Source organism: Streptomyces sp. NBC_00539, assembly GCF_036346105.1.
Lineage (GTDB): Bacteria > Actinomycetota > Actinomycetes > Streptomycetales > Streptomycetaceae > Streptomyces.
In genome coordinates this window covers 3,744,789-3,767,472 of the sequence record NZ_CP107811.1, presented here as the reverse complement: position 1 = coordinate 3,767,472, position 22,684 = coordinate 3,744,789, and the positions used below count along the sequence as shown (strand labels likewise).

Sequence of the window (22,684 nt, the reverse complement as noted above, 5' to 3'; positions counted from 1 at the left end):
CGCTCGCGGGAGGGGACCTGCGGTCGTCAGCCGGCCGTGGTGTGGCGGTCGGCCACGTCGAGCGCCGCGTCCAGCAGGGCCAGGCCCTCCTTGGCCTCCGCCTCCGTGACGGTGCAGGGCGGGACCACGTGGGTCCGGTTCATGTTGACGAAGGGCCACAGGCCGGAGGCCTTGCAGGCGGCCGCGAACTCGGCCATCGGCCCGTTGTCGGCGCCGGCCGCGTTGTACGGGACGAGCGGCTCGCGCGTCTCCCCGTCCCGTACGAGTTCGACGGCCCAGAAGGCACCGAGGCCCCGGACCTCCCCGACCGACGGGTGCCGCTCGGCGATCGCAGCGAGGCCGGGGCCGATCACGTCCTCCCCGATGCGGGCGGCGTTCTCGACGATGCCCTCCTCCTCCATCGCGTTGATCGTCGCGACGGCGGCGGCGCAGGCGAGGGGGTGGCCGGAGTACGTCAGTCCGCCCGGGTAGGGGCGGGTGGCGAACGTCTCGGCGATCGCGCCGGAGATGGCGACGCCGCCGAGCGGGACGTAGCCGCTGTTGACGCCCTTGGCGAAGGTGATCAGGTCGGGGGTGACGTCCCAGTGCTCGGCCGCGAACCACTTGCCGGTCCTGCCGAACCCGGACATGACCTCGTCCAGGATGAAGACGATGCCGTACCGGTCGCACAGCTCGCGGACGCCGGCGAGGTAGCCGGGCGGCGGGGTCATGATGCCGGCCGTGCCCGGCACGGTCTCCAGGATGATCGCCGCGATGGTCGCCGGCCCCTCGAAGGCGATGGTGTCGGCGAGGTGGGTGAGGGCGCGGGCGCACTCCTCGGCCTCGGTGGTCGCGTGGAAGGGCGAGCGGTAGAGGAAGGGTCCCCAGAAGTGCACGACACCGGCGGCGGCCGTGTCGGAGGGCCAGCGGCGCGGGTCGCCGGTGAGGTTGATCGCGGCGGCGGTGGCGCCGTGGTACGAGCGGTAGGTGGAGAGCACCTTCTGGCGGCCGGTGTGCAGCCGGGCCATCCGTACGGCGTTCTCCACGGCCTCGGCGCCGCCGTTGGTGAAGAAGACCTTGTCGAGGTCGCCGGGGGTCCGCTCGGCGATGAGGCGTGCGGCCTCGGAGCGGACGTCGACGGCGAAGCCGGGGGCGAGGGTGCAGAGCCGGGCGGCCTGCTCCTGGATCGCGGCGACGACCTTGGGGTGCTGGTGACCGATGTTGGTGTTGACCAGCTGGGAGGCGAAGTCGAGGAAGCGGTTCCCGTCGTAGTCCCAGAAGTACGACCCCTCGGCACCGGCGATGGCCAGGGGATCGATCAGGGCCTGGGCGGACCATGAGTGGAAGACGTGGGCGCGATCGGCGGCCTTGACCGCCGCGCCGGTGACATGAGGGGTCATGCGGTCACGCTAGGAGGGCCCGGGCCCGGAGGTACATCGGCGGACTGTATGCGGGTGGGGGCCCGCCCTCGGCAGTCTGTATGCGATCGGGCCGAAGACTTGGCAGCTTCCTGCCAAGATGACAGCATGTTGTCATAGCGGGCCGAGTCCTTCCGGGCGGGGCCCGGGACCTGCCCCCACGAGGAGGCGAGCACCATGAGCGACACCGCGCGGGAACCGTCCCGCAAGCCGGTCCACCTCGCCGTCTACGACACGTACGCGGACTGGGAGACCGGCCACACCACGGCGCACCTCACCCGGCGCGGCCACCGGGTCCGCACGGTCGCCTTCGCCGCCGAAGAGCCCGTCACCACGATGGGCGGCGTCCGGATCCGGCCCGACCTCGCCCTGGCCGGGCTGCGCCCCGAGGACTCGTCCCTGCTGATCCTCACCGGCGCCGCGCTCTGGGACACCGGGGACACGCTGGCGCCGTTCGCGGCGAAGGCCCGCGAGTTCCTGGCGGCGGGGGTGCCCGTGGCCGCGATCTGCGGCGCGACGGCCGGCCTCGCCCGCGAGGGCCTGCTGGACGGGCGCCGGCACACGAGCGCCGCCGCCCCGTACCTGGCGGCGCAGCCCGGATACGCGGGCGGCCCCGACTACGTCGAGACGGACGCGGTCACGGACGGCGACCTCATCACGGCGGGGCCGACGGAGCCGGTGGCGTTCGCCCGCGAGGTGTTCGCCCGGCTGGGCGTGTACGAGCCGGTCGTCCTGGACGCCTGGTACCGCCTCTTCCACGACTCGGACGCCACCGCGTACCCGGTGCTGGCGGCCGCGACGGACTCTGACGATGCCTGAGGCGGGGCAGGCGGCGACGCCCGGGGCGGTGACGGAGGCGGGGCCCGGGGCGGTGATGGCCGAGGCGGTGACGGAGGCGGTGACGGAAGCGGGGCTCGCGGCGGAGACGGGGCATGGGGCGGTGACGGAAGCGGGGCTCGCGGCCGGGCAGGCTCCGGAGCCGTCGGCGCGGGCGCGCCAGGACCTGCTGAGCCGTACCGCCCTCGGCGTCTTCCGGCTGAACGGCCAGTTCCTCGCCGTCTCCGAGGAGCTGGCCCGCCCGGCCGGGCTGACGGCGGCGCGCTGGCAGGTGCTGGGCGCGGTGCTCCGCGAACCCCTGTCGGTCGCGGGCATCGCGCGCGTCATGGGCATCACCCGCCAGAGCGTCCAGCGCATCGCCGACCTGCTGGCCGCGAACGGTCTCGCCGAGTACGTACCGAACCCCGCCCACCGGCGCGCCAAGCTCCTGCGGCCCACGGAGGAGGGGCGCGCGGCGATCGCCCGCATCGCTCCCGGGCATGCGGCGCTGGCACACCGGCTGGCCGCGGAACTGGGCGAGGAGGCCTTCGCGGAGACGGTCCGGACCCTGGAAAGGCTGTCCTGCGCCCTCGGCGCGCTGGCGGACCCGTCTTCGGCGGAGCCCCGGGAAGGGTAGGGCCGCACCGATTGTGTCGAAGTCAATAAGCCTGCGGGCAAAGCTTGTTGCGTCCCGTGACCGCGTCGCAGACTGCCGCACATGGAGCCGTTGGACGTAGTGGCACGACTGTGGGAGCGGATCGAGGCGCGCGACTGGGACGGCGTCGCCAAGCTGGTCGCCGAGGACGCCGTGATCGAGTGGCCGGTCAGCGGTGAGCGGATCGTGGGCCGGGCCAACTTCGTCGCCGTCCTCGCCGAGGACGACGACGTGGACGAGGTGCCCGTGGAGGTGCTGCGGATACTCGCCGACGGGGACCTCGTCGTCACGGAGGTGGAGGTACCCCAGGAGCACGTGGTCTACCGGGCCGTCTCGCTGTGGACGGTGCGGGACGGGGTGGTCGTCGGAGCCAGGGAGTACTGGACCAGCCCGGGCCAGGACCCGGCGCCCCGCTGGCGGGCGGGGTACGTCGAGCCGTTGGCGGCGGACTGAGCCGCGTCGCGGTCGCGGTCGGGGGTTGTGGTCGCGGCGGGGTTGCGGTCGCGGTCGGGGGTCGCGGTTGCCCTGAGCCGCCGGTCGTGGACCGGGTCGGCCGGGGCGCGGTCGCCCCGAGCCGCGGTCGAGGTGCGGCTGCCAGACTGGGCCGCGTGTACACCCACCTCCTCGCCGCGACGGGCGTGCTGACCTTGCTGACCCTGGTTCCGGGGCCGGACATGGCGATCGTGACGAAGCGGGCCGTCTCGCGCGGCCGCGCCGACGGGCTGCGCACGGTCGGCGGGATCTGCGTCGGTCTGCTCCTCTGGGGCGCCCTCACCGTCGCCGGACTCGCGGCCCTGCTCGCCGCGTCCGCCGAGGTGTACCTGGTGGTCAAGCTCGCGGGTGCCGGCTACCTCTGCTTCCTCGGCGTCCAGTCGCTGCGTCACGCCGGCGCCGAGCCGGCCGTACGGGGCGAACGGGCGGAACGGCGCGGGACGAGCGCCTGGCGCACCGGCCTGGTCAGCAACGCGCTGAACCCGAAGATCGCCGTCTTCTACACGGGCCTGCTCCCCACCCTCGCCCCGGCCGGTCTGCGCCCGGCGGTGGGCATGGCGCTGCTCGTGGCGGTCCACGTACTGCTGACGCTGCTCTGGCTGGGCACGTACGTCCACGTCCTCTCCCGCGCCCGGCTCCTCTTCACCCGCCCGCGCGTCCGCCGCGCCCTGGACCGGGTGACGGGCACGGTCCTGATCGCCTTCGGCGTCCGGGTGGCGACGGCGGCCTCCTGAACGCCCGTGGGCCTGACGCTTCGTCAACCGCGGGCTGTCGCACCTGCGTCCGCCGATGGCGCGCGGTGGCTCGGAAGTAGGGGGCGTGATACCTGAGAGCTACCAGCGAAGGCCGCTCCTCAGCGGGACGCCGACGAGGGGGGCTGATCCATAACTTCGGAACCAGAGAAGAGCGCAACGCTCTCCCGGACCGAAGGGCCCCCTCATGAACGCCACTGGCAGCCGCCTGCGCCGCACCCTGCTGGCCGGCCTCATCGCGGCGGCCGTGGTGCTCCCCCTCTCCGCCGCCGCGTCCCCCGACGTACCGGCGCCCAGGCCCGTCGCCTTCGCCGGTACGGCCACCCCGGAGAGCCGGTACGCCGCGAACCTCGGCAACATCGCCGAGGCGGCCCGGATGGCGCGGGACGCGGGCCGTACCGGCCGGGCCGTGAAGTTGCAGGCCATGGCGCGGGGGTCGGGCGGCTCCGGCCCCCATTTCCTCGCCTTCGACGGCCGGGGCGGGGGCCGGGCCGTGGAGGTGTTCGGCGATCTGGAGGGTGCTGACCGGGTCACCGTTCTTGTGCCGGGGTCCGACACCACGCTGGACACCTACCAGAGGTTCCGTGCCGGGGCGGTCGCCCTTGAGCAGCGCCTCCAGGCCGAGCACCCGAACTCCGCCGTGGTCGCCTGGCTCGGGTACGACACCCCCGGCACGGTCAGCACCACCGTCCTGACGACCGCCCGCGCCGACGCCGCGGCCGCCGAACTGGGCCCGTTGCTGGCCGGCTTGGAAGCCCGCACCCGCCCCGACACCCGGATCTCGCTGCTCTGCCACTCCTACGGTTCGGTGGTCTGCGCCCGTACGGGTACCGGCCCCAAGGTGACCGACCTGGTGCTCTACGGGAGTCCTGGGACCGGGGCCGGCTCCGTCTCCGAGCTGCCCACCCGGGCCCAGGTGTGGGCCGGGCGGGGAAGCGATGACTGGATCGGCAACGTCCCACACGTACGGCTCGGCGGTGTCGGGTTCGGCACCGATCCTGTCGATCCGGCCTTCGGCGCACGGGTCTTCGCCGCCGGCCGGGTCGGCCACAGCGACTACCTGGGGCCCGGCACCGCGTCCCTCGACGCCCTGGCCCGCATCGTCATCGGGCCTGCCGCCACCGCCGCTCCCGCCGCCACGCCGGAGGTCCCTCATGCGTAGTGCCCACGCCCGTTGGTCCCGGCTCGCGGACCGTGTCGATGCCGGGACTCCGGCCTCCAGGGACCGCTGCGTGGACGCGTTGCGGGCCCTGGCCATCCTCGGCGTGGTGCTGGGCCACTGGCTCGTCACCGCGCTGACCACGGCCGAGGGCGGCCTGAGCAGCACGAGCCCGCTGGCGCGCATGCCCTGGCTGGCCCCGGTCTCCTGGGTGTTCCAGACGCTGGCGGTGTTCTTCCTGGTCGGCGGCCATGTCGCCGCCCAGGGGTACGCCTCGGCCCGGGCGCGCGGAGTTCCGTACCGCATCTGGGTCGGGCAGCGGCTGGGCCGGCTGTTCCGGCCGGTGGCGGCGGTGCTCACGCTGTGGGGCGTCGCCTCCGCCGGGATGCTGCTGGGCGGGGTGGCACCGGACACCCTCCACACCCTGCTCAGGCTCGTCCTTTCCCCGCTGTGGTTCCTGCTCGTGTTCGCCGTGCTGACCGCCGCGACGCCGCTGGTGGCTCGGCTCCACCCCGCGGTGCCGCTGGCCGTGGTCGCGGGCGTGGATGTCTGGCGATTCGGCTTCGGGGGCCCGGGTTGGGTCGGCTGGGGCAATGTCGCCGCCGGCTGGCTCGTCCCCTTCACTCTGGGCGCGGCCTGGTCCCGCGGCGCGTTCGCCCGCCGCGGATCGGCGGTGGCGCTGCTCGTGGCGGGTGCCGTCGCCACCGCCTCGCTCGTCCTGTGGGGCGGCTATCCCGCGTCGATGGTGGGTGTTCCGGGCGCAGCGGTCTCCAACCTGAACCCGCCCACCCTCGCCGCCGTGAGCTTCGGCCTGGCCCAGTGCGGGCTGGCCCTGCTGCTCCGTGAACCGCTCGCCCGCGCCGTGCGAAGGCCCAGGACCTGGGCGAAGGTGGCACTGCTGAACCTGTCCGCGATGACCGTCTTCCTCTGGCACCAGACCGCGATGATGGCCGTCACCGCCCTCGGGCTCCTCGTTTCACCGGACTTGCCCGGGCTGCACACCGTGCCCGGCTCCCCGGGCTGGATAGCGTGCCGGCTGCTGTGGCTGCCGCTGTTCGCCGCCGCGCTCGCCGTCTGCTGGGCTACGTTCCACACGCACGAGCAGGGCGCGTCCCGGCGCCGTGACCCCGCCGTCCGAGCCTCGCCTGTGCCCCGTGACCACCGAGGGGCTCCGGCCATGGAGGTCACCCGTGCCTAGGCTGACCGGTGTGAATGCCCAGAACGCGTCCCCGGATCCGGCCCCCGCGGCAGCCGGCCACGCCCTGCGGGGCCTGGTCCGGGAGTTGTTCACCTTGAAGAAGGATCCGCTGCCTCCGATGGCGCGGCCCCGTTGGCTGGCCCGGCTGCCTCACACCCTGGTCGTCTACGCGGCGGTGTTCTTCGGCTCCCTCACTTCCGTGCAACTCCAGGACCACTACGACATCCACGACCCGAGCATCGTCCTGCTGTCGCTCTTCACCGGCTTCGCCATCATCAGCGCGCTGTTCCGGCCGATCGCCGCCTGGTGGCTCGGCCTGCTGAACGCCGGCTTCATCGCCTGGGTGATCCGCGACCACGTCGGGCAGGGACAGGCGTGGCCGTGGACGGCCATCGGGCCGTTCTCCTTCGCCCCGCTGATCCTGCTGGTGGCCCTGCGCGTACCGCCCCGGGTGACCATCGCCGTCATCAGCGTCTCGGTCGCCGCCGGCGCCGTGGCCGAGGGTGTCTTCAAGCCGGAGAAGAGCCGGAGCAGCCTCCTCGTGGCCCTCCTCGTCTTCGGGTTCGCCGGACTCCTCGGTTATGCGCTGCGGGCGATGCGGCTGGCCCGTGGCCAGCTCGTCGCGCAGGAGACCCTGACCGAGGAGGAGCGGGCCCGGCGGACGCTGCTGGAGGAACGCAGCCGCATCGCCCGGGAGCTGCACGACGTCGTCGCGCACCACATGTCGGTGATCTCCATCCAGGCGCAGGTCGCCCCGCACCTGGTGGAGAACCCGTCGCAGGAGCTCAAGGAGAACCTGGCGGGCATTCGGGAGAACGCCCTGGAAGCCCTGACCGAACTGCGGCGCGTCCTCGGCGTGCTGCGCTCGGAGCGACCCGACGATCCGGCCAACCCGCACCACCCGCAGCCCACCCTCGCCGAACTCGACGGCCTCGTGGACAACGTGCGCGGAGCCGGGCTGGAGGTCACCACCGAGACGGCCGGCATACGCCGGCCCCTGACGCCGGGCGTCGAGCTCACCGCGTACCGGATCGTGCAGGAGGCGCTGAGCAACTGCCTGCGCCACGCCCCGGGCTCCCGGGTGGAGGTGGGGATCGCCTACGGTCCGCGCGAGTTGCACCTGTGCATCGCCAACAGCGCCCCGACCCGGGTGGCCGCGCCGTCGCCCGGCACCGGGCACGGGTTGCTGGGGATGCGCGAAAGGGCGGGCATGCTGGGCGGTGAACTGGCCGCCGGCCCGCGTCCCGACGGCGGGTACGAGGTGAGCGCCGTACTGCCCATGGACCTGCCCGGGGGCGCGGTGCCCGGGACCGAGAAGACGGAGAAGGCCTCATGACCGCCCCGATCAAGGTGATGATCGCCGACGACCAGATGATGGTCCGGCAGGGGTTCACCGTGCTGTTGAACGCCCAGCCCGACATAGAGGTCGTAGGGCAGGCCGTGGACGGCGCCGAGGCGATCACGAAGGCGGCCGAACTCCGCCCCGACGTGGTGCTGATGGACATCCGCATGCCCGGCATGGGCGGCATCGAGGCGACGTCCGTGATCACCGCCGACCGCGCGGCCGCCGTGAAGGTGCTCGTCCTGACCACCTTCGACCTGGACGAGTACGTGTACGAGGCCCTGCGCGCCGGGGCCTGCGGCTTCATGCTCAAGGACGCCTCCGCCGACCAGCTCGCTGAGGCGGTACGGGTGGTGGCGGCCGGTGAGGCTCTGCTCTCGCCGAACATCACCAAGCGGCTGATCACCGAGTTCTCCCGGCTGGGGGCGCCCCGTGCACCCTCCCGGGCCCGGATCGACGAGCTGACGGAGCGGGAGACGGAAGTGCTGTCCCTGATCGCGCAGGGCCTGTCGAACGCGGAGATCGCCCAGCACCTCGTCCTGGCCGAGCAGACCGTCAAGACGCACGTCAGCCGCATCCTGGTGAAGCTGGGCCTGCGCGATCGGACGCAGGCCGCGGTGTTCGCGTACGAGACGGGACTGATCCGTCCGACGGGCTACTGATACACCCCGGTAGTACTTGAGGGGGAGCTGCGGATATCCCCATCGGTGGCGACGCGGACGACGGGGGCGCGGACCTACGGTTCTCATATGACCGAGACGACCACCGGGGGGACAGCCCGGACACCGGAATTGCGGATGGCTTCGGGGCTCTTCGAGATCCTGCGCCAGGACCTGATCAGCGGCGCGTTCGCCTACCGGCCGCTGGCGCCGATGCGCGTGGACGGGCCGCTGCTGCGCCTGCTGCCGGCGGGCATACGCGCGAAGGCCGGCTACCTGCCGCACGCGCTGGTGGGGGTCGTGGCGTTGATCGTCGTGCTGGCCACCACCGCCGACTCCCACGGGATGCCGCAGGCAGTGCGGCTGTTCATGGGCCTGGTGGCGGCGATGCCGGTCCTGATGACGCTGGTGCGCCCCGTGGGGGCGTTCTGGGTGGCCTTGGGTGTGACGACGGGCCTCTCGCTCGTCCAGGGCCGGGACCTCACCTGGCCGTGGTCCCCGGCGACCTTCATCGCCTACCTCGGGGTGATGGCCGTCGTGGCCATGCGGAGCCGGCCCCGGGTGGCCTGCTGGCTGTGGGCGATCACCCTGGTGTTCGGGGCGGCGATACCGGTGCTCGTGGGCAGCTACGAGTCGAACGTGGCACCCATGGCGTTCGCCTCCGCCCTCGTCCTGCTGACGGTCACGGTCCGCAACACCCGCCGACAGGCGGAGCGGGAGGTCGTCGCGCAGCAGCAGGTGACCGCCGTCGAGCGGGACCGGCGCACGCTCCTGGAGGAGCGGACGACGATCGCGCGCGAGCTGCACGACGTGGTGGCGCACCACATGTCGGTGGTGGCGATCCAGGCGGAGGCGGCGCCGTACCGGGTGAAGAACCCGCCGGCCGAACTGGAGGCGGCGTTCGTCACCATCCGGGAGAACGCGGTGGCGGCGCTGACGGAGCTGCGGCGGGTGCTGGGAGTGGTGCGCTCGGCGGACTACGAGGCGCCGGACGCGCCGCAGCCGACGCTGGCCTCGCTGGACGGGCTGCTGGCCAATGTGCGCGAGGCCGGGCTGAGCGTGGAGAAGACGGTCACCGGAGCGGTGCGGGAACTGCCGCAGGGCGTGGAGCTGTCGGCGTACCGGATCATCCAGGAGGCGCTGAGCAACTCGCTGCGGCACGCGCCGGGCGCGGCGGCCGGAGTGGAGGTGTCGTACGTGCTGGGCGGTCTGGGGATACGGGTCGTCAACGGACCGCCGACGGAGAAGGTCCTGCCGTCACCGGGCGCGGGGCACGGGATCACCGGGATGCGGGAGCGGGTGGCCATGCTGGAGGGGGAGATGACGGCCGGGGAGACGGCGGCCGGCGGATACGAGGTAGCCGTGTTCATACCGGTGCGCCGGACGGCGGAGCCTTCGGCGTCGTCCTCGCCGTCGTCCTCGCCGTCGCCCTCGCAGGAGCGGCCGGTATGACGATCAAGGTGCTGATCGTCGATGACCAGATGATGGTCCGCGAGGGTTTCTCCGTCCTGCTGAACGCCATGGAAGGCATCGAGGTGGTCGGCGAAGCGGTGGACGGCCGCCAGGCCATCGCTCAGGTGAACGCCCTGCGGCCGGACGTGGTGCTGATGGACATCCGGATGCCGGAGATGAACGGGCTGGAGGCGACGCGGCGGATCGTGGCCGCCGACACCGATGCGAAGGTACTGGTCCTGACCACCTTCGACCTGGACGAGTACGTGTACCAGGCGCTGCGGGCGGGGGCGTCCGGGTTCCTGCTCAAGGACGCGTCGGCGAGGCAACTGGCGGAGGGGGTACGGGTGGTGGCGGGCGGTGAGGCGCTGCTGGCCCCCTCGGTGACCAAGCGGCTGATCTGCGAGTTCTCGAAGCTCGCGGAGGCGCCGAAGCTCGCGGACCCGGCCGGGGTGTCGCAGCTGACGGAGCGGGAGACGGAGGTGCTGATCCTGATCGCCCAGGGGCTGGCCAACGCGGAGATAGCCGACCGGCTGGTCGTGGCGGAGTCCACCATCAAGACGCATGTGAGCCGGATCCTGGTCAAGTTGGGCCTGCGGGACCGCACACAGGCGGCGGTGTTCGCGTACGAGACGCGGCTGGTGACCCCTGCGTGAAGGGGATGAGGGGGAGGGGGCCTCGGAGCGGGAGAGGATGCGGTTCGCGGCGAAGGGGGTGAGGGGGTGGGAGGCCGATCTAGGCTTCGGGAATGCGCTTTGATCCGTGGGACGCCGCGTTCGTCGCCGATCCGTACCCCGCTTATCGGGAGTTGCGCGAACAGGGGCGGGCGGTGTGGTCGCAGGCTACGGGGCAGTGGCTGGTGCCGCACTACGCCGATGTGAGCGCGCTGCTGCGTGACCGCAAGCTGGGACGCACGTACCTGCACCGGTTCACCCACGAGGAGTTCGGGCAGCAGGCGCCGCCGCCGGAGCACGAGCCCTTCCACGTCCTCAACGGCAACGGTCTCCTGGACCTGGAGGACCCCGCGCACGCGCGGGTGCGGCGGCTGGTGGCGAAGGCCTTCACCCCGCGCACCGTGGAGCGTCTCGCGCCCGCCGTCGAGCGGCTGGCCGGGGATCTCGCGGGCGCGCTGCTGGCCGACGGGGGCGGTGATCTGCTGACCGCCGTCGCGGAGCCGCTCCCGGTCGCGGTGATCGCGGAGCTGCTCGGGATCCCGGAGTCGGACCGCGCGCTGCTGCGGCCCTGGTCGGCGGATATCTGCGGGATGTTCGAGCTCCGGCCGGACGAGGAGACGGCGCGACGGGCCGTCAGGGCGAGCGTCGAGTTCAGCGATTACCTGCGCGCCCTGATCGCCGAGCGGCGCCGGCGCCCCGGGGCGGATCTGATCTCCGGACTGATCGCCGCCCATGACGAGGAGGGCCGGCTCAGCGAGCAGGAAATGATCTCCACCTGCGTGCTGCTGCTGAACGCGGGCCACGAGGCGACGGTCAACACGACCGTCAACGGCTGGTGGGCGCTGTTCCGCAATCCCGCCCAGCTCGACGACCTCCGCCGCCATCCCGAAAAGTTGTCCACAGCTGTGGATGAACTCATGCGATACGACACACCCCTACAAATGTTCGAACGCTGGGTGCTGGACGAGATCCGGATCGGGGACTCGGTCATCCCGCGGGGCGCCGAGGTCGCGCTGCTCTTCGGGTCCGCCAACCGGGATCCCGCGCGCTTCGAGAACCCCGACGCGCTGGACCTCGTACGCGGCGACAACCCGCACCTGAGCTTCGGGGCGGGGATCCACTACTGCCTGGGCGCCCCGCTGGCGCGGCTGGAACTCAGGGCGTCGTTCGGCGCCCTGCTGGCAGCCGGCGCGCCGCCGCTGCGGCTCGTGGAGGAGCCGCAGTGGCGGGACGGGTACATCATCCGAGGGCTGCGGGAACTGCTGGTCGCCTGCTGAGAACGGCAGGCACGGCCGTCAGCGCGGCACGGTCAGGGACCAGGCGGCGGGACGCAGGGTCCAGGTGCGGCGCCGGAGCGGGCCCGACACGGCCGCGTGGTCGGCGCGGTAGCGGAAGTCCGCGCCCGACACCGTCACCGTCGCGGCCCGCTCCGTCAGCGCCGCGCACCCCATCAGCCGGACCACCACCTCCGCCAGGCCGCCCGCCTCCCGCGTGACCACCGCGACGTCCTGCACCGGGTGGTCCACATCCGCCAGCACCACCCCGTCCGCCTCCACCCTCAGCCGGTGCACCGGCCCCGCCGGCGCCGGCCCGACCCCCGGCGGTCCCGGCAGCAGCATCCGGAGCAACGACCGGTAGCTCCGTACGGGTGGAACCTGCGTCCGCACCGGCGGCGGGATCCGCAGGCCGCCCAGTACCACCCCGTCGCTGTCGTCGACCAGCAGGTCACGCGCCTGCACCGCCCCGTCCAGCGCCGCCCGGGCCGCCATCACCGCCGACAGCGGCACGCCCAGGGACCCCGCCAGCGTGAGGGACCCCACCGGCCCCACCGGGATCAGCGACAACGGCTCCCCCGGCAGGTCACGGGAGCGGTGCAACAGCGTCACCGTGCGTAGCAGCGCCCGGTCGTCCCCGACGATCACGGGGCGCCGATGGCCCCGGCGGGCGAGTGCCCGCGCAAACTCCTCCGGCGAGTCGGGGAGAGAAACTTTCGCCGTGGCACCGGCGCACAACACATCTTTCGCGATCCGTACGGACTCGCCGTCAAGACGGCGGGCGACCGGGTCGACGAGCACGAGCAGGCCGCCTACCGGCGCGCCCGCATGGCTCATGGTGGGCTCTGGAGCCGACACCTCGGTCCTTCCTCGGGTAGCATCTTTGTGCAAGAGGCCCTTGCGCTATTGCGCCAGGGCCTTCGTCTATTCCGGGGTACCGGTCCGACGGCTCAGCCTGCGGTGTACATCGTCGTACGCCCCCTGACCTTGGACATGCCCCATCCGGAAGAGGTGTACGCCTGTGCCCGCTCTTGTGCTGCTCGGAGCTCAGTGGGGTGACGAGGGCAAGGGAAAGGCCACCGACCTGCTCGGTGGATCCGTTGATTATGTGGTGCGCTACCAGGGCGGCAACAACGCCGGCCACACGGTCGTCGTAGGCGACCAGAAGTACGCGCTGCACCTTCTCCCTTCCGGCATCCTCTCCCCCGGATGCACCCCGGTCATCGGCAACGGCGTCGTCGTCGACCCGGCCGTACTCCTCTCCGAGCTGCGCGGGCTCAACGAGCGCGGCATCGACACCTCGAAGCTGCTGATCAGCGGTAACGCGCACCTGATCACCCCGTACAACGTCACCCTCGACAAGGTCGGCGAGCGCTTCCTCGGCAAGCGCAAGATCGGTACGACCGGCCGCGGCATCGGCCCGACGTACGCCGACAAGATCAACCGCATCGGCATCCGCGTCCAGGACCTCTACGACGAGTCGATCCTCCAGCAGAAGGTCGAAGCGGCGCTGGAGGGCAAGAACCAGCTCCTCGCGAAGCTCTACAACCGCCGCGCGATCGACGCCGCCGCGATCGTGGAGGAGATGCTCCAGTACGCGGAGCAGATCAAGCCGTACGTCGCCGACACCACCCTGATCCTCAACAACGCGCTGGACGAGGACAAGGTCGTGCTGTTCGAGGGCGGCCAGGGCACGCTGCTCGACGTCGACCACGGCACGTACCCCTTCGTGACCTCCTCCAACCCGACCGCGGGCGGCGCCTGCACCGGTACCGGTGTCGGCCCGACGAAGATCAGCCGCGTCATCGGCATCCTCAAGGCCTACACGACGCGCGTCGGCGCGGGCCCGTTCCCGACCGAGCTGTTCGACCAGGACGGCGAGGACCTGCGCCGCATCGGCGGCGAGCGCGGCGTGACCACCGGCCGCGACCGCCGCTGCGGCTGGTTCGACGCCCCGATCGCCCGTTACGCCACCCGCGTGAACGGCCTGACGGACTTCTTCCTCACCAAGCTGGACGTGCTGACCGGCTGGGAGCAGATCCCGGTCTGCGTCGCGTACGAGATCGACGGCAAGCGCGTCGAGGAGCTGCCGTACTCGCAGTCGGACTTCCACCACGCGAAGCCGATCTACGAAAACCTCCCCGGCTGGTCCGAGGACATCACCAAGGCCAAGACCTTCGCGGACCTCCCGAAGAACGCCCAGGCGTACGTCAAGGCCCTGGAGGAGATGTCGGGCGCCCCGATCTCGGCGATCGGTGTCGGCCCGGGCCGGACCGAGACGATCGAGATCAACTCGTTCCTCTAGGGGAACCGGGAAGTGCCGGGAGGGGCCGGGCGCCGGTGGGCACCCCGGCCCCTCCCGCGTCTTGGGCAGCCCGGCCCCTCCCGCGTCTTGGGCCCCCGGCCCCTCCCGCGTCTTGGGCCCCCGGCCCCTTCTGCATGCCCGGCCCCTCCGGCCGTCCGGCCGGGGCGGTGCCGAGGCCGGCCGGTCAGGTGGAGCGGTGGACCAGCAGGAGGGTGTAGGTCCCCGTGGCCGTGTCGTGGACCGGGGCCAACGCCGGGGTGTTGCGGCTGTCGTGCTCGTCGAGGTCCGTGCCCTCGTCCCAGCTCCTGCCGTCGAAGACCGCGTGGCGCAGCCGGTCCGCGTGCGAGGACGGGTACACCGCGTGCAGCCTGCCGTCGTACGAGGCCACGGCCGCCCCGCGCCGGCTCGTGTGGCCCTCGCCCAGCGGGACGGGCTTGTGCCAGGTGCCGCCGTCGTAGACCGCGTGCATCAGTCGGGCGTCGTCCGTACCGAAGCGGTAGACGAGGTGGATGCTGCCGTCGTGGACGGTGGCGGACAGGTTCGCGGGGTAAGGGCCGTTCTTGTTCCAGACGCGCAGCATCCCGTACGCGCCGTCGCCCCCGGCCGGCTTCTCCCACGGTCCGCGCGCCGTGCGCGCCACCCGATGGATGATCTTCCCGTACAGCGGTGCGACGGCGAAGAGGTGCAGTGCGTCCCCGTACGAGACCAGCGCCGGGGCGATCGCGTCCTCCAGGGCGGCCGCGGACGACCCGTCCCCGGCGAGCGGGGTGACGGCGATCCGCGTGCGGCCCGAGGGCTCCGCGAGGGTGTGGGCGCAGTGGACCCCACCCCGGTGGACGGCCAGGACCGGGGTCTCGACCGCCTCGCCGAGCAGCCGGTCCTCCGTGACCTCGCCGCGCAGTACGTCCAGCAGTTCCGGCGCGTACGTGGTCACCCGCAGCGGCAGGTAGCGCCCGTCCTCCTGCCGCGCGCCCCGGTGGGCGCAGTACAGCTCGCCCCCGTCGACCGCGATCGCGGGCGCGGCCGCGCTCGTCCGGTCGGCGAACACCTGGTCGGCCTGCCAGCCGCCTGCCGTGCTGTAGACGGAAAGCCAGAGCCGCCGCTCGTCCTCGGCCAATGCATGCTCCCCTTCGCTCGACCGGAGGGGAAACCGGGCCCGTCCGGAGGGCAACGGCGCGATGTCCCACGCCGCGATCGACCGTAGCCAGGCGGGCATCCTCAGCCAACCCACCTGTGGGAAACCGGCCACGTTGAATGATCAACAAGGCCAGAACCAGTCCCCTTGGGCCGCTTTTGTCCAACCTGACCCCTGACCGCTGATCACCAGGCGAGCTGCGAGATCTCCTCGGCGACCACCGCGCAGGCGTCGGCGGCCGGGTCGATGAGCGGGAAGTGGCCGACGCCGTCCAGGAGGGTCAGGCCGACCAGCTCGCCCGCCTTGGCGGCCGCCGCGACGTACGCCTCCGCCACCTGTTCGGGGACCACGATGTCGTCCCGGCCCTGCACCACGGCCGTCGCGATGCCCGTCGGGAGGAGCGCGGCCGGGTCCGCGTACGGCAGCCGCTCGTCCCAGTACCGTTCCCCGCCCAGCAGCTGCGCCGACGCCCCGCCGCAGACACCCAGTTCCTCCGCGACCGCGAAGTCCGCGATCGGGGCCAACGCCACCACCCCGCGCAGCAGCGGCGGGGCCGGCAGCCGCCAGGGACTCCCCTCCGGCAGCACGTGACGGGCGGCGGCCCACAGGGCGAGGTGGCCCCCGGCAGAGTGACCCGTCACCACGATCCGGCGCACGTCGGCCTGCGGCAGCGCCTCGGCGGCGAGCCTGGGCAGCGCGTCCATGGCGGCGGCGACGTCGTCGAAGGTCTCGGGCCAGCGTCCCGCGATGGGGCCGCCCCCCTGATGCGGCAGCGAACTCCCGCGCCGGTACTCGACGTTGGCGACGGCGAAGCCCCGCCGGGCCAGGAAGTCCGCCAAGGGGGTGACGTGGCCGCGGTCGTACGGGGCCCGCCAGGCGCCGCCGTGCAGGACCACGACCAGCGGCGCCGGGCCCGGGGCGCCGCCGCGCGGGGCGTAGAAGTCGACCACCTGGTCCGGGTGTTCACCGTACGCGGAGCTCACGTCGGGCTCGACCGGCGGATGGGAGAAGGCCGAAGCGGACTCGGCGGCGTCCCGTTCGACTGCGGGGTCCGTCATCGGCTCAACCTCTCGGTAACGCATGGGGCAAGGGAGAACACTGCAGCAGGAGTTACGGCAGGGACACGTGTTCCGGTGCTCCGGCAGAGCGGGACCGTATCAGGCCTGAACACGCCGTCAGGCGGCGGCCCGAGGCAATGTGGACGCGGGCGGAGCCGAAGCTCCGCCCGCCCAGTGATGCGCCTCGCGATGTGACGTTTCTCCGCTACATCACCCGAAGATGTGACCCAGCGTCCGGGCCGCGCGCTCCACGTCGGCGAATCCGACGTAGAGCGGGGTGAACCCGAAGCGCAGGACGTCGGGCGCCCGGAAGTCCCCGATCACGCCCCGCGCGATGAGTTCGGTCATGACCTCGCGGGCGTTCGCGGTCCGCAGCGAGACCTGACTGCCGCGGCGGGCGTGCTCCTCGGGGGTCACCGGTTCCACGGAGCCCGCCGGGACGTACGCGGCGACGCACTCCAGGAAGAAGTCCGTCAACGCGAGGGACTTGGCCCGCACGGACTCGATCGCGACCCCGTCCCAGGCGTCGAGTGCCGACTCCAGCGCCAGCATCGACAGGATGTCCGGGGTCCCCACCCGGGCGCGCGCCGCGCCCGCCGCCGGGACGTACTCCGTGGTCATCGCGAACGGGTCCGCGTGCCCGTTCCAGCCGGGGAGCGGCGAGTCGAAGGCGGCCTGGTGGCGTTCGGCGATGTACAGGTACGCGGGCGAACCGGGTCCGCCGTTGAGGTACTTGTACGTACAGCCCACCGCGAGGTCGACCCCGTTCTCGTCCAGGCCCACGGGCAGCGCCCCGGCGGAGTGGCACAGGTCCCAGACCATGACGGCGCCGGCGGCGCGGGCCGCACCGGTGAGGGCCGGCAGGTCGTGCAGACGCCCGGTGCGGTAGTCGACGTGGTTGAGCAGGACGACGGCGGTGTCCGCGCCCATCGCCGCCGCGGCTCCCGCGGGGTCGACCGGCTCGACCGTCAGGCCGGTCATCCGGGCGGCCGACGCGGCGATGTAACCGTCGGTGGGGAAGGTGGAGGCGTCGACCAGCAGCCGGGTCCGGGAGGGGTCCGCGAGGCGGGCCGCACCGACCAGGACCTTGAAGAGGTTGACGCTGGTGGAGTCGCCGACCGTCACCTGGCCGGGTGCCGCGCCGATCAGGGGGGCGATCTTGTCCCCGATGCGCTCGGGGGCGGTCCACCACCCGGACTCGTCCCACGAGCGGATGAGGAGCTCGCCCCACTGGCGGCCCACCACATCGGCGGTGGTGGCGGCGACGCCGGAGGGGAGGGCTCCCAGGGAGTTGCCGTCGAGGTAGACGACGCCCTCGGGGAGGGTGAAGCGCTCGCGGAGCTTGCCGAGTTCGTCGGCGGCGTCCAGCGCGGCGGCGCGCTGCGCGAGTCCACCGGCGGACGGCCGGACGACGGACGGGTCGGTGACGGACGGGTCGGTCATGGTGGGCGTCGGCTCAGACATGGCTGCGCGCCGTCCACAGCTCGGGGAACACGTTCTTCTGCGCGCGCTTCTCCAGCCAGGTCACGCCCGCGGAGCCGCCCGTGCCCGTCTTCGCGCCCATCGCCCGGCGGGTGGCCACCAGGTGGTCGTTGCGCCAGCGCCACACCAGCTCCGCCACGTCCGTCAGCACCTCGCCGAGCCGGTGCAGGTCCGGCTGCCCGTCCGGGTCGGCGTACAACTCCGTCCAGACGGCCTCGACCTGCGGCGAGGGCTCGTAGCGCCGCGACAGGTCACGGTCCAGCACGGACGCGGGAACCGGCAGGCCGCGGCGCGCGAGGAGCCGCAGCACCTCGTCGTAGAGGCTCGGCTCCTGGAGGGCCTTCTCCAGCTCGGCGTGGACGCGCGGGGCGCCCCGGTGGGGCACCAGCATCGACGCCGACTTGTCGCCGAGCAGGAACTCCATCCGGCGGTACATCGCCGACTGGAAGCCGGACCCCTCGCCGAGCGCGGAGCGGTACGAGTTGAACTGCGCGGGGGTCAACTGCGCCAGCGGGCGCCAGGAGGCGTTGAGGGCCTCCAGCTCACGGAGGGATCGTTTCAGCGCGTCCATCGCAACCGGGATCCGGTCCTCGCGCAGGGCCTTGGCGGCCGTCTCCCACTCGTGGACGATCACCGTGAACCACAGCTCCATGACCTGGGTCGTCACCAGGAAGACCATCTCGCCGGGGTCGTCCGAGCGGAGGTGCTGGAGGTGGGTGAGGACGTCCGCCTGGACGTAGTCCTCGTAGGGGGTGGTGCCGGCGAAGTCGAGGTTCGGGGCGTCCGAACCGGCTCCGGAGGCATCAAGGGCTTGCGACATCTCTGTCTCCTCGACACTTGCTTCCGGGTAGCGGTCCGCTCCTTCCGGTGAGGTAAGTGGAGCCCCGGTCCCCTGTTCGCATCATAAACAGAGGTTCCGGGGCCCCTCTAGGCCTGCAGGCCAGGGCGTTACGCGAGCGTGTCCGCAGCCGTCGCGGAGGAGTCCCGCAGGAAGGTCGAGCAGCGCTCGTACTCGTCCTTCTCACCGATGGCCCCGGCGGCGCGCGCCAGTGCGTGCAGGGCACGCAGGAAACCGCGGTTCGGCTCGTGCTCCCACGGCACCGGGCCGTGGCCCTTCCAGCCTGCGCGGCGCAGGGCGTCCAGGCCGCGGTGGTAGCCCGTACGGGCGTACGCGTACGACTCGATGGTGCGGCCGGCGGCGAACGCCTCGTCGGCCAGGGTGGCCCAGGCGAGCGAGGACGTCGGGTGGGCGGCGGCCACCTCGGCGGCCGGGGTGCCGGCGGCGAGGGCCTCGCGCGGGCCGGGCTCGTCGGGCAGGTGGGTGGGGGCGGGGCCCCCGAGCAGGTTCTGGTGAATCGACATGCGCCCAGTCTGGGGTATCGGGCCCGCTCCACGCCGCCCGGAGCCGGGCCGGGGGGTGACCGGAGGTGAGCCGGGGGGTGACCGGAGGTGAGCCGGTGGCGGGCCGGTGGTGGGCGCCCCACCACGGCGGGCGGCAGGGGTGTGGCCGGCGCACCTCCCCGCGAGGAGGCCCTGGGGCGGACGGTAGGGGGGTAGTCGACGGAGGGGGAAGCGCGTGGACACCGGCACCGGCATGGGGACCGGCCGGCCCGACCGCATGGGGGAGGCCGCGAGGGGGGAGGCCGCCATGGGAGAGGTCGTCGAGGAACTGTGCGCCGCGGTGTTCGCGCCACTGCGGCGCCGCGACCAGCGCGAGCGGGGACGCCAGTACGTACGGGGCCTGCTCGCCGCGCAGGGGCGCAAGTCGATCCGCAACATGGCGCTGCAGACCGGCTCCGGCGGGGCCGCCGAGGAGCAGGCGCTGCACCACTTCATCGCCGGCTCGACCTGGGACTGGCAGCCGATCCGTACCGCGCTGGCGCAGTACCTCGCCCGGTCGGCGCCGCTGAGCGCGTGGGTGGTGCAGCCGATGGCGATCCCGCGCGGCGGGGAGCACTCGGTGGGCATCGGCAACCGTTTCGACCCGCACCAGGGGCAGATGTTCCGGGGGCAGCAGGCCTTCGCCACGTGGTTCACCTCGGGCGGTGCGGCGACGCCGGTGCAGTGGCGGCTGTTCCTCGGCGGCGCGGGGCCGGTGGAGTCCGCGGACTCCTACGAGGCCTGCGCGGTCGCGGGGGCGGCCGAGCTCGCACGGGGTTCCGCGGCGGGCGTACGGCCGGTCGTGCTCGACGTCCCCGACATCGCGACCCGGGCCACGCTGGCCCGCTTCGCGCAGGCCGGGGTGCCGGTGGTGGCGCGCATCAGCCCGGGGGCGCGGCTGGGGGTGGCGGACCAGCGTCTGCCGAGTTACGGGGCGTTGCCCATGGCGGCGCGGGACATCCTGCAGAACGTGCGGGGCATGCGGATGCCGGTGGAGTGGGCGGACCCCGAGCGGGCCGGGGCGCGGCGCAGCTCGCTCGTGGCGGCGGTACGGGTGTTGCTCGCGGGGCGGGAGATGCTGCTGTTCGGGGAGTGGTCCGATGCGCGGCGGCTGCCGGGGCGGATGTGGGTGACCGACATGACGCGGGTCGCGCCGGGGGCGCTGGTGCGGCTGACGAAGGAGGCGGGGACGGTGTCCCGGGCGGCCGGGGCGAGCATGGACCGGGTGGGGCTGCGGGACTTCGCGGGGCGGTCGTTGTCGGGGTGGCACCGGCACGTGACGCTGGCTTCGGTGGCGCACGCGGGGCTGTGGCTGGGCGGCCGCCTGCCGGTCTCCTCACCGGGCCTCGACCCGGGCGACCCGGGCGCCCGCCTGCACCGCCGCCCCTGCCCCGCCCTGGCGGGCTGCTGACCCGGCCGAGCCGACGACGCGCCCCTGGTGGGGCGGCCGGGCCCGTCCCGGGGGATCGCCCCTGCCGGCGCCGTGTCAGGGGGAGTGGGACGGGACGGGTTCCGTCAAGCGGCGGGCGTGCAGGACCGCGCGGGTCTTGCGCAGCCGGAGCGCCATCTGGATCTCCAGGGCCCGCCCCGGTTTCTGCCAGCCCTCGCCCAGCAGGTCCGTGATCCGCTCCAGTCTCCGCGAGACCGTGTTCGGGTGGACGTGCAACGCCTCCGCCGCGTGCGTGGGGCTGCCGCCCGAGGCGAAGTACGCGTCCAGCGTCCGCGTCAGGTCCGTCAGCCGGTCCGCGTCGTACTCCAGCACCGGGCCGATCGTCGAGGCGATGTAGGCCTCCACGTCGTGGTCCGCGGACAACAGCAGCCCCACGAAACCCAGCTCGCGCAGCGAAGCCGTACCCCCCGCCCCGTCGAGCGCGGTCAGCGCGTCCAGGCAACGCACCGCCTCCGCGTACACGCGCGGCACTTCCCCCGGCCCCTCGGCCGGTCCGGCGGCTCCCGTCGACACCGCGTGGCCCAGCAGCGGCGACAGCTCCCCGGAGGCCCGGTGCGCGGCGTCCGAGGCGTCCGTACCCGGCAGCAGCAGCACGATGCAGCCTCGGCGGACGCCCTTGAGACCGCCCATGCGGTACGCGTACGAGGACGCCCAGGCCACCGCCCGGCCCAGTTCGCCGCCCTCGGGCCGGGCCACGACCACCACGTGCGGGCGGTCGAGGTCGACGCCGAGCCGCCGGGTGCGCTCCGAGAGGCGCAGGTCGAACGAGTGGGGCCGATCCAGCAGATCGGCCAGCAGTTCGTCGTGCACGGGCCCTTCCGCGGCCGCCGTACCCCGCTGGATCAGCATCAGCGAGGCCACCGACTGCGCCGCCAGCCGCAGCAGCCGTACGTCCTCCTCCGCGAGCGGCGCGGACGCGCTGAGCAGCAGCACCCCGAGGTCCTCGGCGCCCGCCAGCACCGGCGCCAGCCACACCTCCCCCGGCAGTCGGACGGGGCGCCGCCCGGTCAGCGCCTGGAGCGACGCCTTGGTCACCGACTCCTCGTCCAGCTCGGGGAGTTCACCGGTGACGGTCAGCACCCGCCCGCCGGGGTCCCGGACCTGGAGCACTCCGTCCAGCGCGTCGGCGGTGGCCCGGGCCAGGGTCAGCAGCCCGGCTCCGTCCAGGACCAGCCCGGCCAGCCGGGCGTGGCACTCCCACAGGTAACGGACCCGGGTGAGGGCGGTGTTGGTGCGCGTGCCGAAGGCGGCCAGCTCGGTCACCTCGTCGCGGGTCTGTTCCAGCAGCCGGGCCTTCTCCAGGGCGACGGCGGCCAGGTCGGCGAGCGAGAGCAGCAGGCCGATCTCGTCGGGGGTGAAGCGGCGCACGCGGCGGTCGGCCCCGTAGAGCGCGCCGAGAGTGGAGTCCCCGCGCCGCAGCGGTACGGCGATGATCGCGTGCAGTCCTTCGGCGCGGACGACGGCGTCGATGCCGGGCTCGTGCGTGAGGGCGTCGTCGTTCAGGTAGTCGGCGGTCCAGACCGGGGAACGGCGCTCCTGGGCGATGCTGCCCAGGCCGTTGCCGGTGCCCAGTTCGAGGCCGATGTTCAGGGCGGTGGTCTCGCCCTCGGAGGTCCGTACGTACGCGGACCCGTCCGGACGGCTCAGGGACAGCCACGCCATGTCGAAGCCGAGGAGGCGCCGGGCCCGGCGGGTGATCAGGCGCAGCAGGCCGTCGATGTCGTAGGGGGAGGTGAGGTCGTGCGCCGTGTCCACGAGGGCGGTCAGCGCGGCCTCGCGCTGCTTGCGGCGGCTCGCGCTCGCCCGGACGGAGCGGGCCAGCGCCACGGCGTGGGTGAGTGCGGCGAGCCGGGCGGGGTCCGCGTCCCCGCGCCGGGCTTCGTCCAGGAGGGCTTCGTAAGCGCTCTGAGGCGCTTCTTCCGCGAGCAGTTCCAGTACCGCGAGCACGCCCCCGTCGGCGTCCCCGTCCCGCGACCCGCTGTCCCCCATAGGACGTTTCCCCCG

The 22,684-nt window shown here is 73.1% G+C and carries 21 protein-coding genes; 13 read left to right on the top strand and 8 right to left on the bottom strand.

Annotated elements, in window-relative coordinates; all coding sequences use genetic code 11:
• Positions 1 to 26: 26 nt before the first annotated feature.
• Positions 27 to 1,379, bottom strand: coding sequence for an aspartate aminotransferase family protein (locus OG861_RS16880; protein WP_329196371.1), 1,353 nt, complete (start codon positions 1,377 to 1,379; stop codon positions 27 to 29).
• 195 nt (positions 1,380 to 1,574) lie between these two features.
• Here OG861_RS16880 and OG861_RS16875 point away from each other — a divergent pair, with 195 nt between their 5' ends.
• The 11 genes from OG861_RS16875 (at position 1,575) to OG861_RS16825 (ending at position 11,873) form a co-directional block, all read left to right on the top strand.
• Positions 1,575 to 2,216 carry a DJ-1/PfpI family protein gene (locus tag OG861_RS16875; RefSeq protein ID WP_329196373.1) on the top strand — a complete coding sequence of 214 codons (642 nt, stop codon included), beginning with the start codon at positions 1,575 to 1,577 and terminating at the stop codon, positions 2,214 to 2,216.
• 55 nt (positions 2,217 to 2,271) lie between these two features.
• Positions 2,272 to 2,850, top strand: coding sequence for a MarR family winged helix-turn-helix transcriptional regulator (locus OG861_RS16870; RefSeq protein ID WP_443056767.1), 579 nt, complete (start codon positions 2,272 to 2,274; stop codon positions 2,848 to 2,850).
• Positions 2,851 to 2,931: 81 nt separating this feature from the next.
• Positions 2,932 to 3,321, top strand: coding sequence for a nuclear transport factor 2 family protein (locus tag OG861_RS16865; protein WP_329196376.1), 390 nt, complete (start codon positions 2,932 to 2,934; stop codon positions 3,319 to 3,321).
• Between the two features lie 155 nt (positions 3,322 to 3,476).
• On the top strand, positions 3,477 to 4,094 hold the full coding sequence (locus OG861_RS16860) for a LysE family translocator (protein WP_329196378.1): 618 nt from the start codon (positions 3,477 to 3,479) through the stop codon (positions 4,092 to 4,094).
• A 205-nt stretch (positions 4,095 to 4,299) separates the two neighbouring features.
• Positions 4,300 to 5,274: an alpha/beta hydrolase gene (locus tag OG861_RS16855; protein WP_329196379.1), complete on the top strand. Its 975-nt coding sequence runs from the start codon at positions 4,300 to 4,302 to the stop codon at positions 5,272 to 5,274.
• Positions 5,267 to 6,469, top strand: coding sequence for an acyltransferase family protein (locus OG861_RS16850; protein WP_329196380.1), 1,203 nt, complete (start codon positions 5,267 to 5,269; stop codon positions 6,467 to 6,469). Before OG861_RS16855 ends, OG861_RS16850 begins: the two co-directional genes overlap by 8 nt.
• A 10-nt stretch (positions 6,470 to 6,479) precedes the next feature.
• A complete protein-coding gene (locus OG861_RS16845) occupies positions 6,480 to 7,805 on the top strand; it encodes a sensor histidine kinase (RefSeq protein ID WP_329196382.1) in 1,326 nt (441 codons plus the stop codon).
• On the top strand, positions 7,802 to 8,473 hold the full coding sequence (locus OG861_RS16840; RefSeq protein WP_329196384.1) for a response regulator transcription factor: 672 nt from the start codon (positions 7,802 to 7,804) through the stop codon (positions 8,471 to 8,473). Before OG861_RS16845 ends, OG861_RS16840 begins: the two co-directional genes overlap by 4 nt.
• Positions 8,474 to 8,560: 87 nt before the next feature.
• Complete coding sequence (locus tag OG861_RS16835) at positions 8,561 to 9,922, top strand: sensor histidine kinase (protein WP_330261763.1); 1,362 nt, start codon at positions 8,561 to 8,563, stop codon at positions 9,920 to 9,922.
• Complete coding sequence (locus tag OG861_RS16830; protein ID WP_329196388.1) at positions 9,919 to 10,578, top strand: response regulator transcription factor; 660 nt, start codon at positions 9,919 to 9,921, stop codon at positions 10,576 to 10,578. The genes OG861_RS16835 and OG861_RS16830 overlap by 4 nt, the downstream gene beginning before the upstream one ends.
• 92 nt (positions 10,579 to 10,670) lie before the next feature.
• On the top strand, positions 10,671 to 11,873 hold the full coding sequence (locus OG861_RS16825; protein ID WP_329196390.1) for a cytochrome P450: 1,203 nt from the start codon (positions 10,671 to 10,673) through the stop codon (positions 11,871 to 11,873).
• Positions 11,874 to 11,891: 18 nt separating this feature from the next.
• On the opposite strand, the gene OG861_RS16820 is transcribed toward OG861_RS16825, so the two are convergent.
• Entirely contained in the window at positions 11,892 to 12,707 is an 816-nt protein-coding gene (locus OG861_RS16820; RefSeq protein WP_329202304.1) for a diacylglycerol kinase, read from the bottom strand.
• Positions 12,708 to 12,891: 184 nt separating this feature from the next.
• Between OG861_RS16820 and OG861_RS16815 the strand changes: the two genes are divergently transcribed.
• Entirely contained in the window at positions 12,892 to 14,175 is a 1,284-nt protein-coding gene (locus OG861_RS16815; RefSeq protein WP_190186053.1) for an adenylosuccinate synthase, read from the top strand.
• Between the two features lie 184 nt (positions 14,176 to 14,359).
• On the opposite strand, the gene OG861_RS16810 is transcribed toward OG861_RS16815, so the two are convergent.
• From OG861_RS16810 to OG861_RS16790, 5 genes are all read right to left on the bottom strand, one after another.
• Positions 14,360 to 15,292, bottom strand: coding sequence for a hypothetical protein (locus OG861_RS16810; RefSeq protein ID WP_329196393.1), 933 nt, complete (start codon positions 15,290 to 15,292; stop codon positions 14,360 to 14,362).
• Positions 15,293 to 15,495: 203 nt separating this feature from the next.
• Positions 15,496 to 16,368 (bottom strand): alpha/beta hydrolase, encoded by an 873-nt coding sequence (locus OG861_RS16805; RefSeq protein ID WP_329196395.1) that lies wholly within the window; start codon positions 16,366 to 16,368, stop codon positions 15,496 to 15,498.
• A gap of 210 nt (positions 16,369 to 16,578) precedes the next feature.
• Positions 16,579 to 17,811 carry a kynureninase gene (gene kynU, locus OG861_RS16800; RefSeq protein ID WP_329202306.1) on the bottom strand — a complete coding sequence of 411 codons (1,233 nt, stop codon included), beginning with the start codon at positions 17,809 to 17,811 and terminating at the stop codon, positions 16,579 to 16,581.
• Between the two features lie 13 nt (positions 17,812 to 17,824).
• On the bottom strand, positions 17,825 to 18,670 hold the full coding sequence (locus tag OG861_RS16795; protein ID WP_329196397.1) for a tryptophan 2,3-dioxygenase family protein: 846 nt from the start codon (positions 18,668 to 18,670) through the stop codon (positions 17,825 to 17,827).
• 128 nt (positions 18,671 to 18,798) lie between these two features.
• Positions 18,799 to 19,212 carry a DUF3151 domain-containing protein gene (locus OG861_RS16790; RefSeq protein ID WP_329196399.1) on the bottom strand — a complete coding sequence of 138 codons (414 nt, stop codon included), beginning with the start codon at positions 19,210 to 19,212 and terminating at the stop codon, positions 18,799 to 18,801.
• Positions 19,213 to 19,444: 232 nt separating this feature from the next.
• On the opposite strand from OG861_RS16790, the gene OG861_RS16785 reads away from it, so the two are divergent.
• On the top strand, positions 19,445 to 20,641 hold the full coding sequence (locus OG861_RS16785; protein ID WP_443056768.1) for an IS701 family transposase: 1,197 nt from the start codon (positions 19,445 to 19,447) through the stop codon (positions 20,639 to 20,641).
• Positions 20,642 to 20,716: 75 nt separating this feature from the next.
• Here the strand turns inward: OG861_RS16785 and OG861_RS16780 are convergent, their stop codons facing one another.
• Positions 20,717 to 22,669 (bottom strand): helix-turn-helix domain-containing protein, encoded by a 1,953-nt coding sequence (locus OG861_RS16780; protein WP_329196403.1) that lies wholly within the window; start codon positions 22,667 to 22,669, stop codon positions 20,717 to 20,719.
• Between the last annotated feature and the right edge of the window lie 15 nt (positions 22,670 to 22,684).

Excerpts from the sequence above, each read along its gene's own strand:
- OG861_RS16780 (WP_329196403.1), bottom strand. The coding sequence starts at position 22,669 with ATGGGGGACAGCGGGTCGCGGGACGGGGACGCCGACGGGGGCGTGCTC.
- OG861_RS16835 (WP_330261763.1), top strand. The coding sequence starts at position 8,561 with ATGACCGAGACGACCACCGGGGGGACAGCCCGGACACCGGAATTGCGG.
- OG861_RS16805 (WP_329196395.1), bottom strand. The coding sequence starts at position 16,368 with ATGACGGACCCCGCAGTCGAACGGGACGCCGCCGAGTCCGCTTCGGCC.
- kynU (WP_329202306.1), bottom strand. The coding sequence starts at position 17,811 with ATGACCGACCCGTCCGTCACCGACCCGTCCGTCGTCCGGCCGTCCGCC.
- OG861_RS16880 (WP_329196371.1), bottom strand. The coding sequence starts at position 1,379 with ATGACCCCTCATGTCACCGGCGCGGCGGTCAAGGCCGCCGATCGCGCC.
- OG861_RS16875 (WP_329196373.1), top strand. The coding sequence starts at position 1,575 with ATGAGCGACACCGCGCGGGAACCGTCCCGCAAGCCGGTCCACCTCGCC.
- OG861_RS16855 (WP_329196379.1), top strand. The coding sequence starts at position 4,300 with ATGAACGCCACTGGCAGCCGCCTGCGCCGCACCCTGCTGGCCGGCCTC.
- OG861_RS16870 (WP_443056767.1), top strand. The coding sequence starts at position 2,272 with ATGGCCGAGGCGGTGACGGAGGCGGTGACGGAAGCGGGGCTCGCGGCG.
- OG861_RS16840 (WP_329196384.1), top strand. The coding sequence starts at position 7,802 with ATGACCGCCCCGATCAAGGTGATGATCGCCGACGACCAGATGATGGTC.
- OG861_RS16850 (WP_329196380.1), top strand. The coding sequence starts at position 5,267 with ATGCGTAGTGCCCACGCCCGTTGGTCCCGGCTCGCGGACCGTGTCGAT.
- OG861_RS16795 (WP_329196397.1), bottom strand. The coding sequence starts at position 18,670 with ATGTCGCAAGCCCTTGATGCCTCCGGAGCCGGTTCGGACGCCCCGAAC.
- OG861_RS16830 (WP_329196388.1), top strand. The coding sequence starts at position 9,919 with ATGACGATCAAGGTGCTGATCGTCGATGACCAGATGATGGTCCGCGAG.
- OG861_RS16820 (WP_329202304.1), bottom strand. The coding sequence starts at position 12,707 with ATGAGCCATGCGGGCGCGCCGGTAGGCGGCCTGCTCGTGCTCGTCGAC.
- OG861_RS16865 (WP_329196376.1), top strand. The coding sequence starts at position 2,932 with ATGGAGCCGTTGGACGTAGTGGCACGACTGTGGGAGCGGATCGAGGCG.
- OG861_RS16790 (WP_329196399.1), bottom strand. The coding sequence starts at position 19,212 with ATGTCGATTCACCAGAACCTGCTCGGGGGCCCCGCCCCCACCCACCTG.
- OG861_RS16825 (WP_329196390.1), top strand. The coding sequence starts at position 10,671 with ATGCGCTTTGATCCGTGGGACGCCGCGTTCGTCGCCGATCCGTACCCC.
- OG861_RS16785 (WP_443056768.1), top strand. The coding sequence starts at position 19,445 with ATGGGGACCGGCCGGCCCGACCGCATGGGGGAGGCCGCGAGGGGGGAG.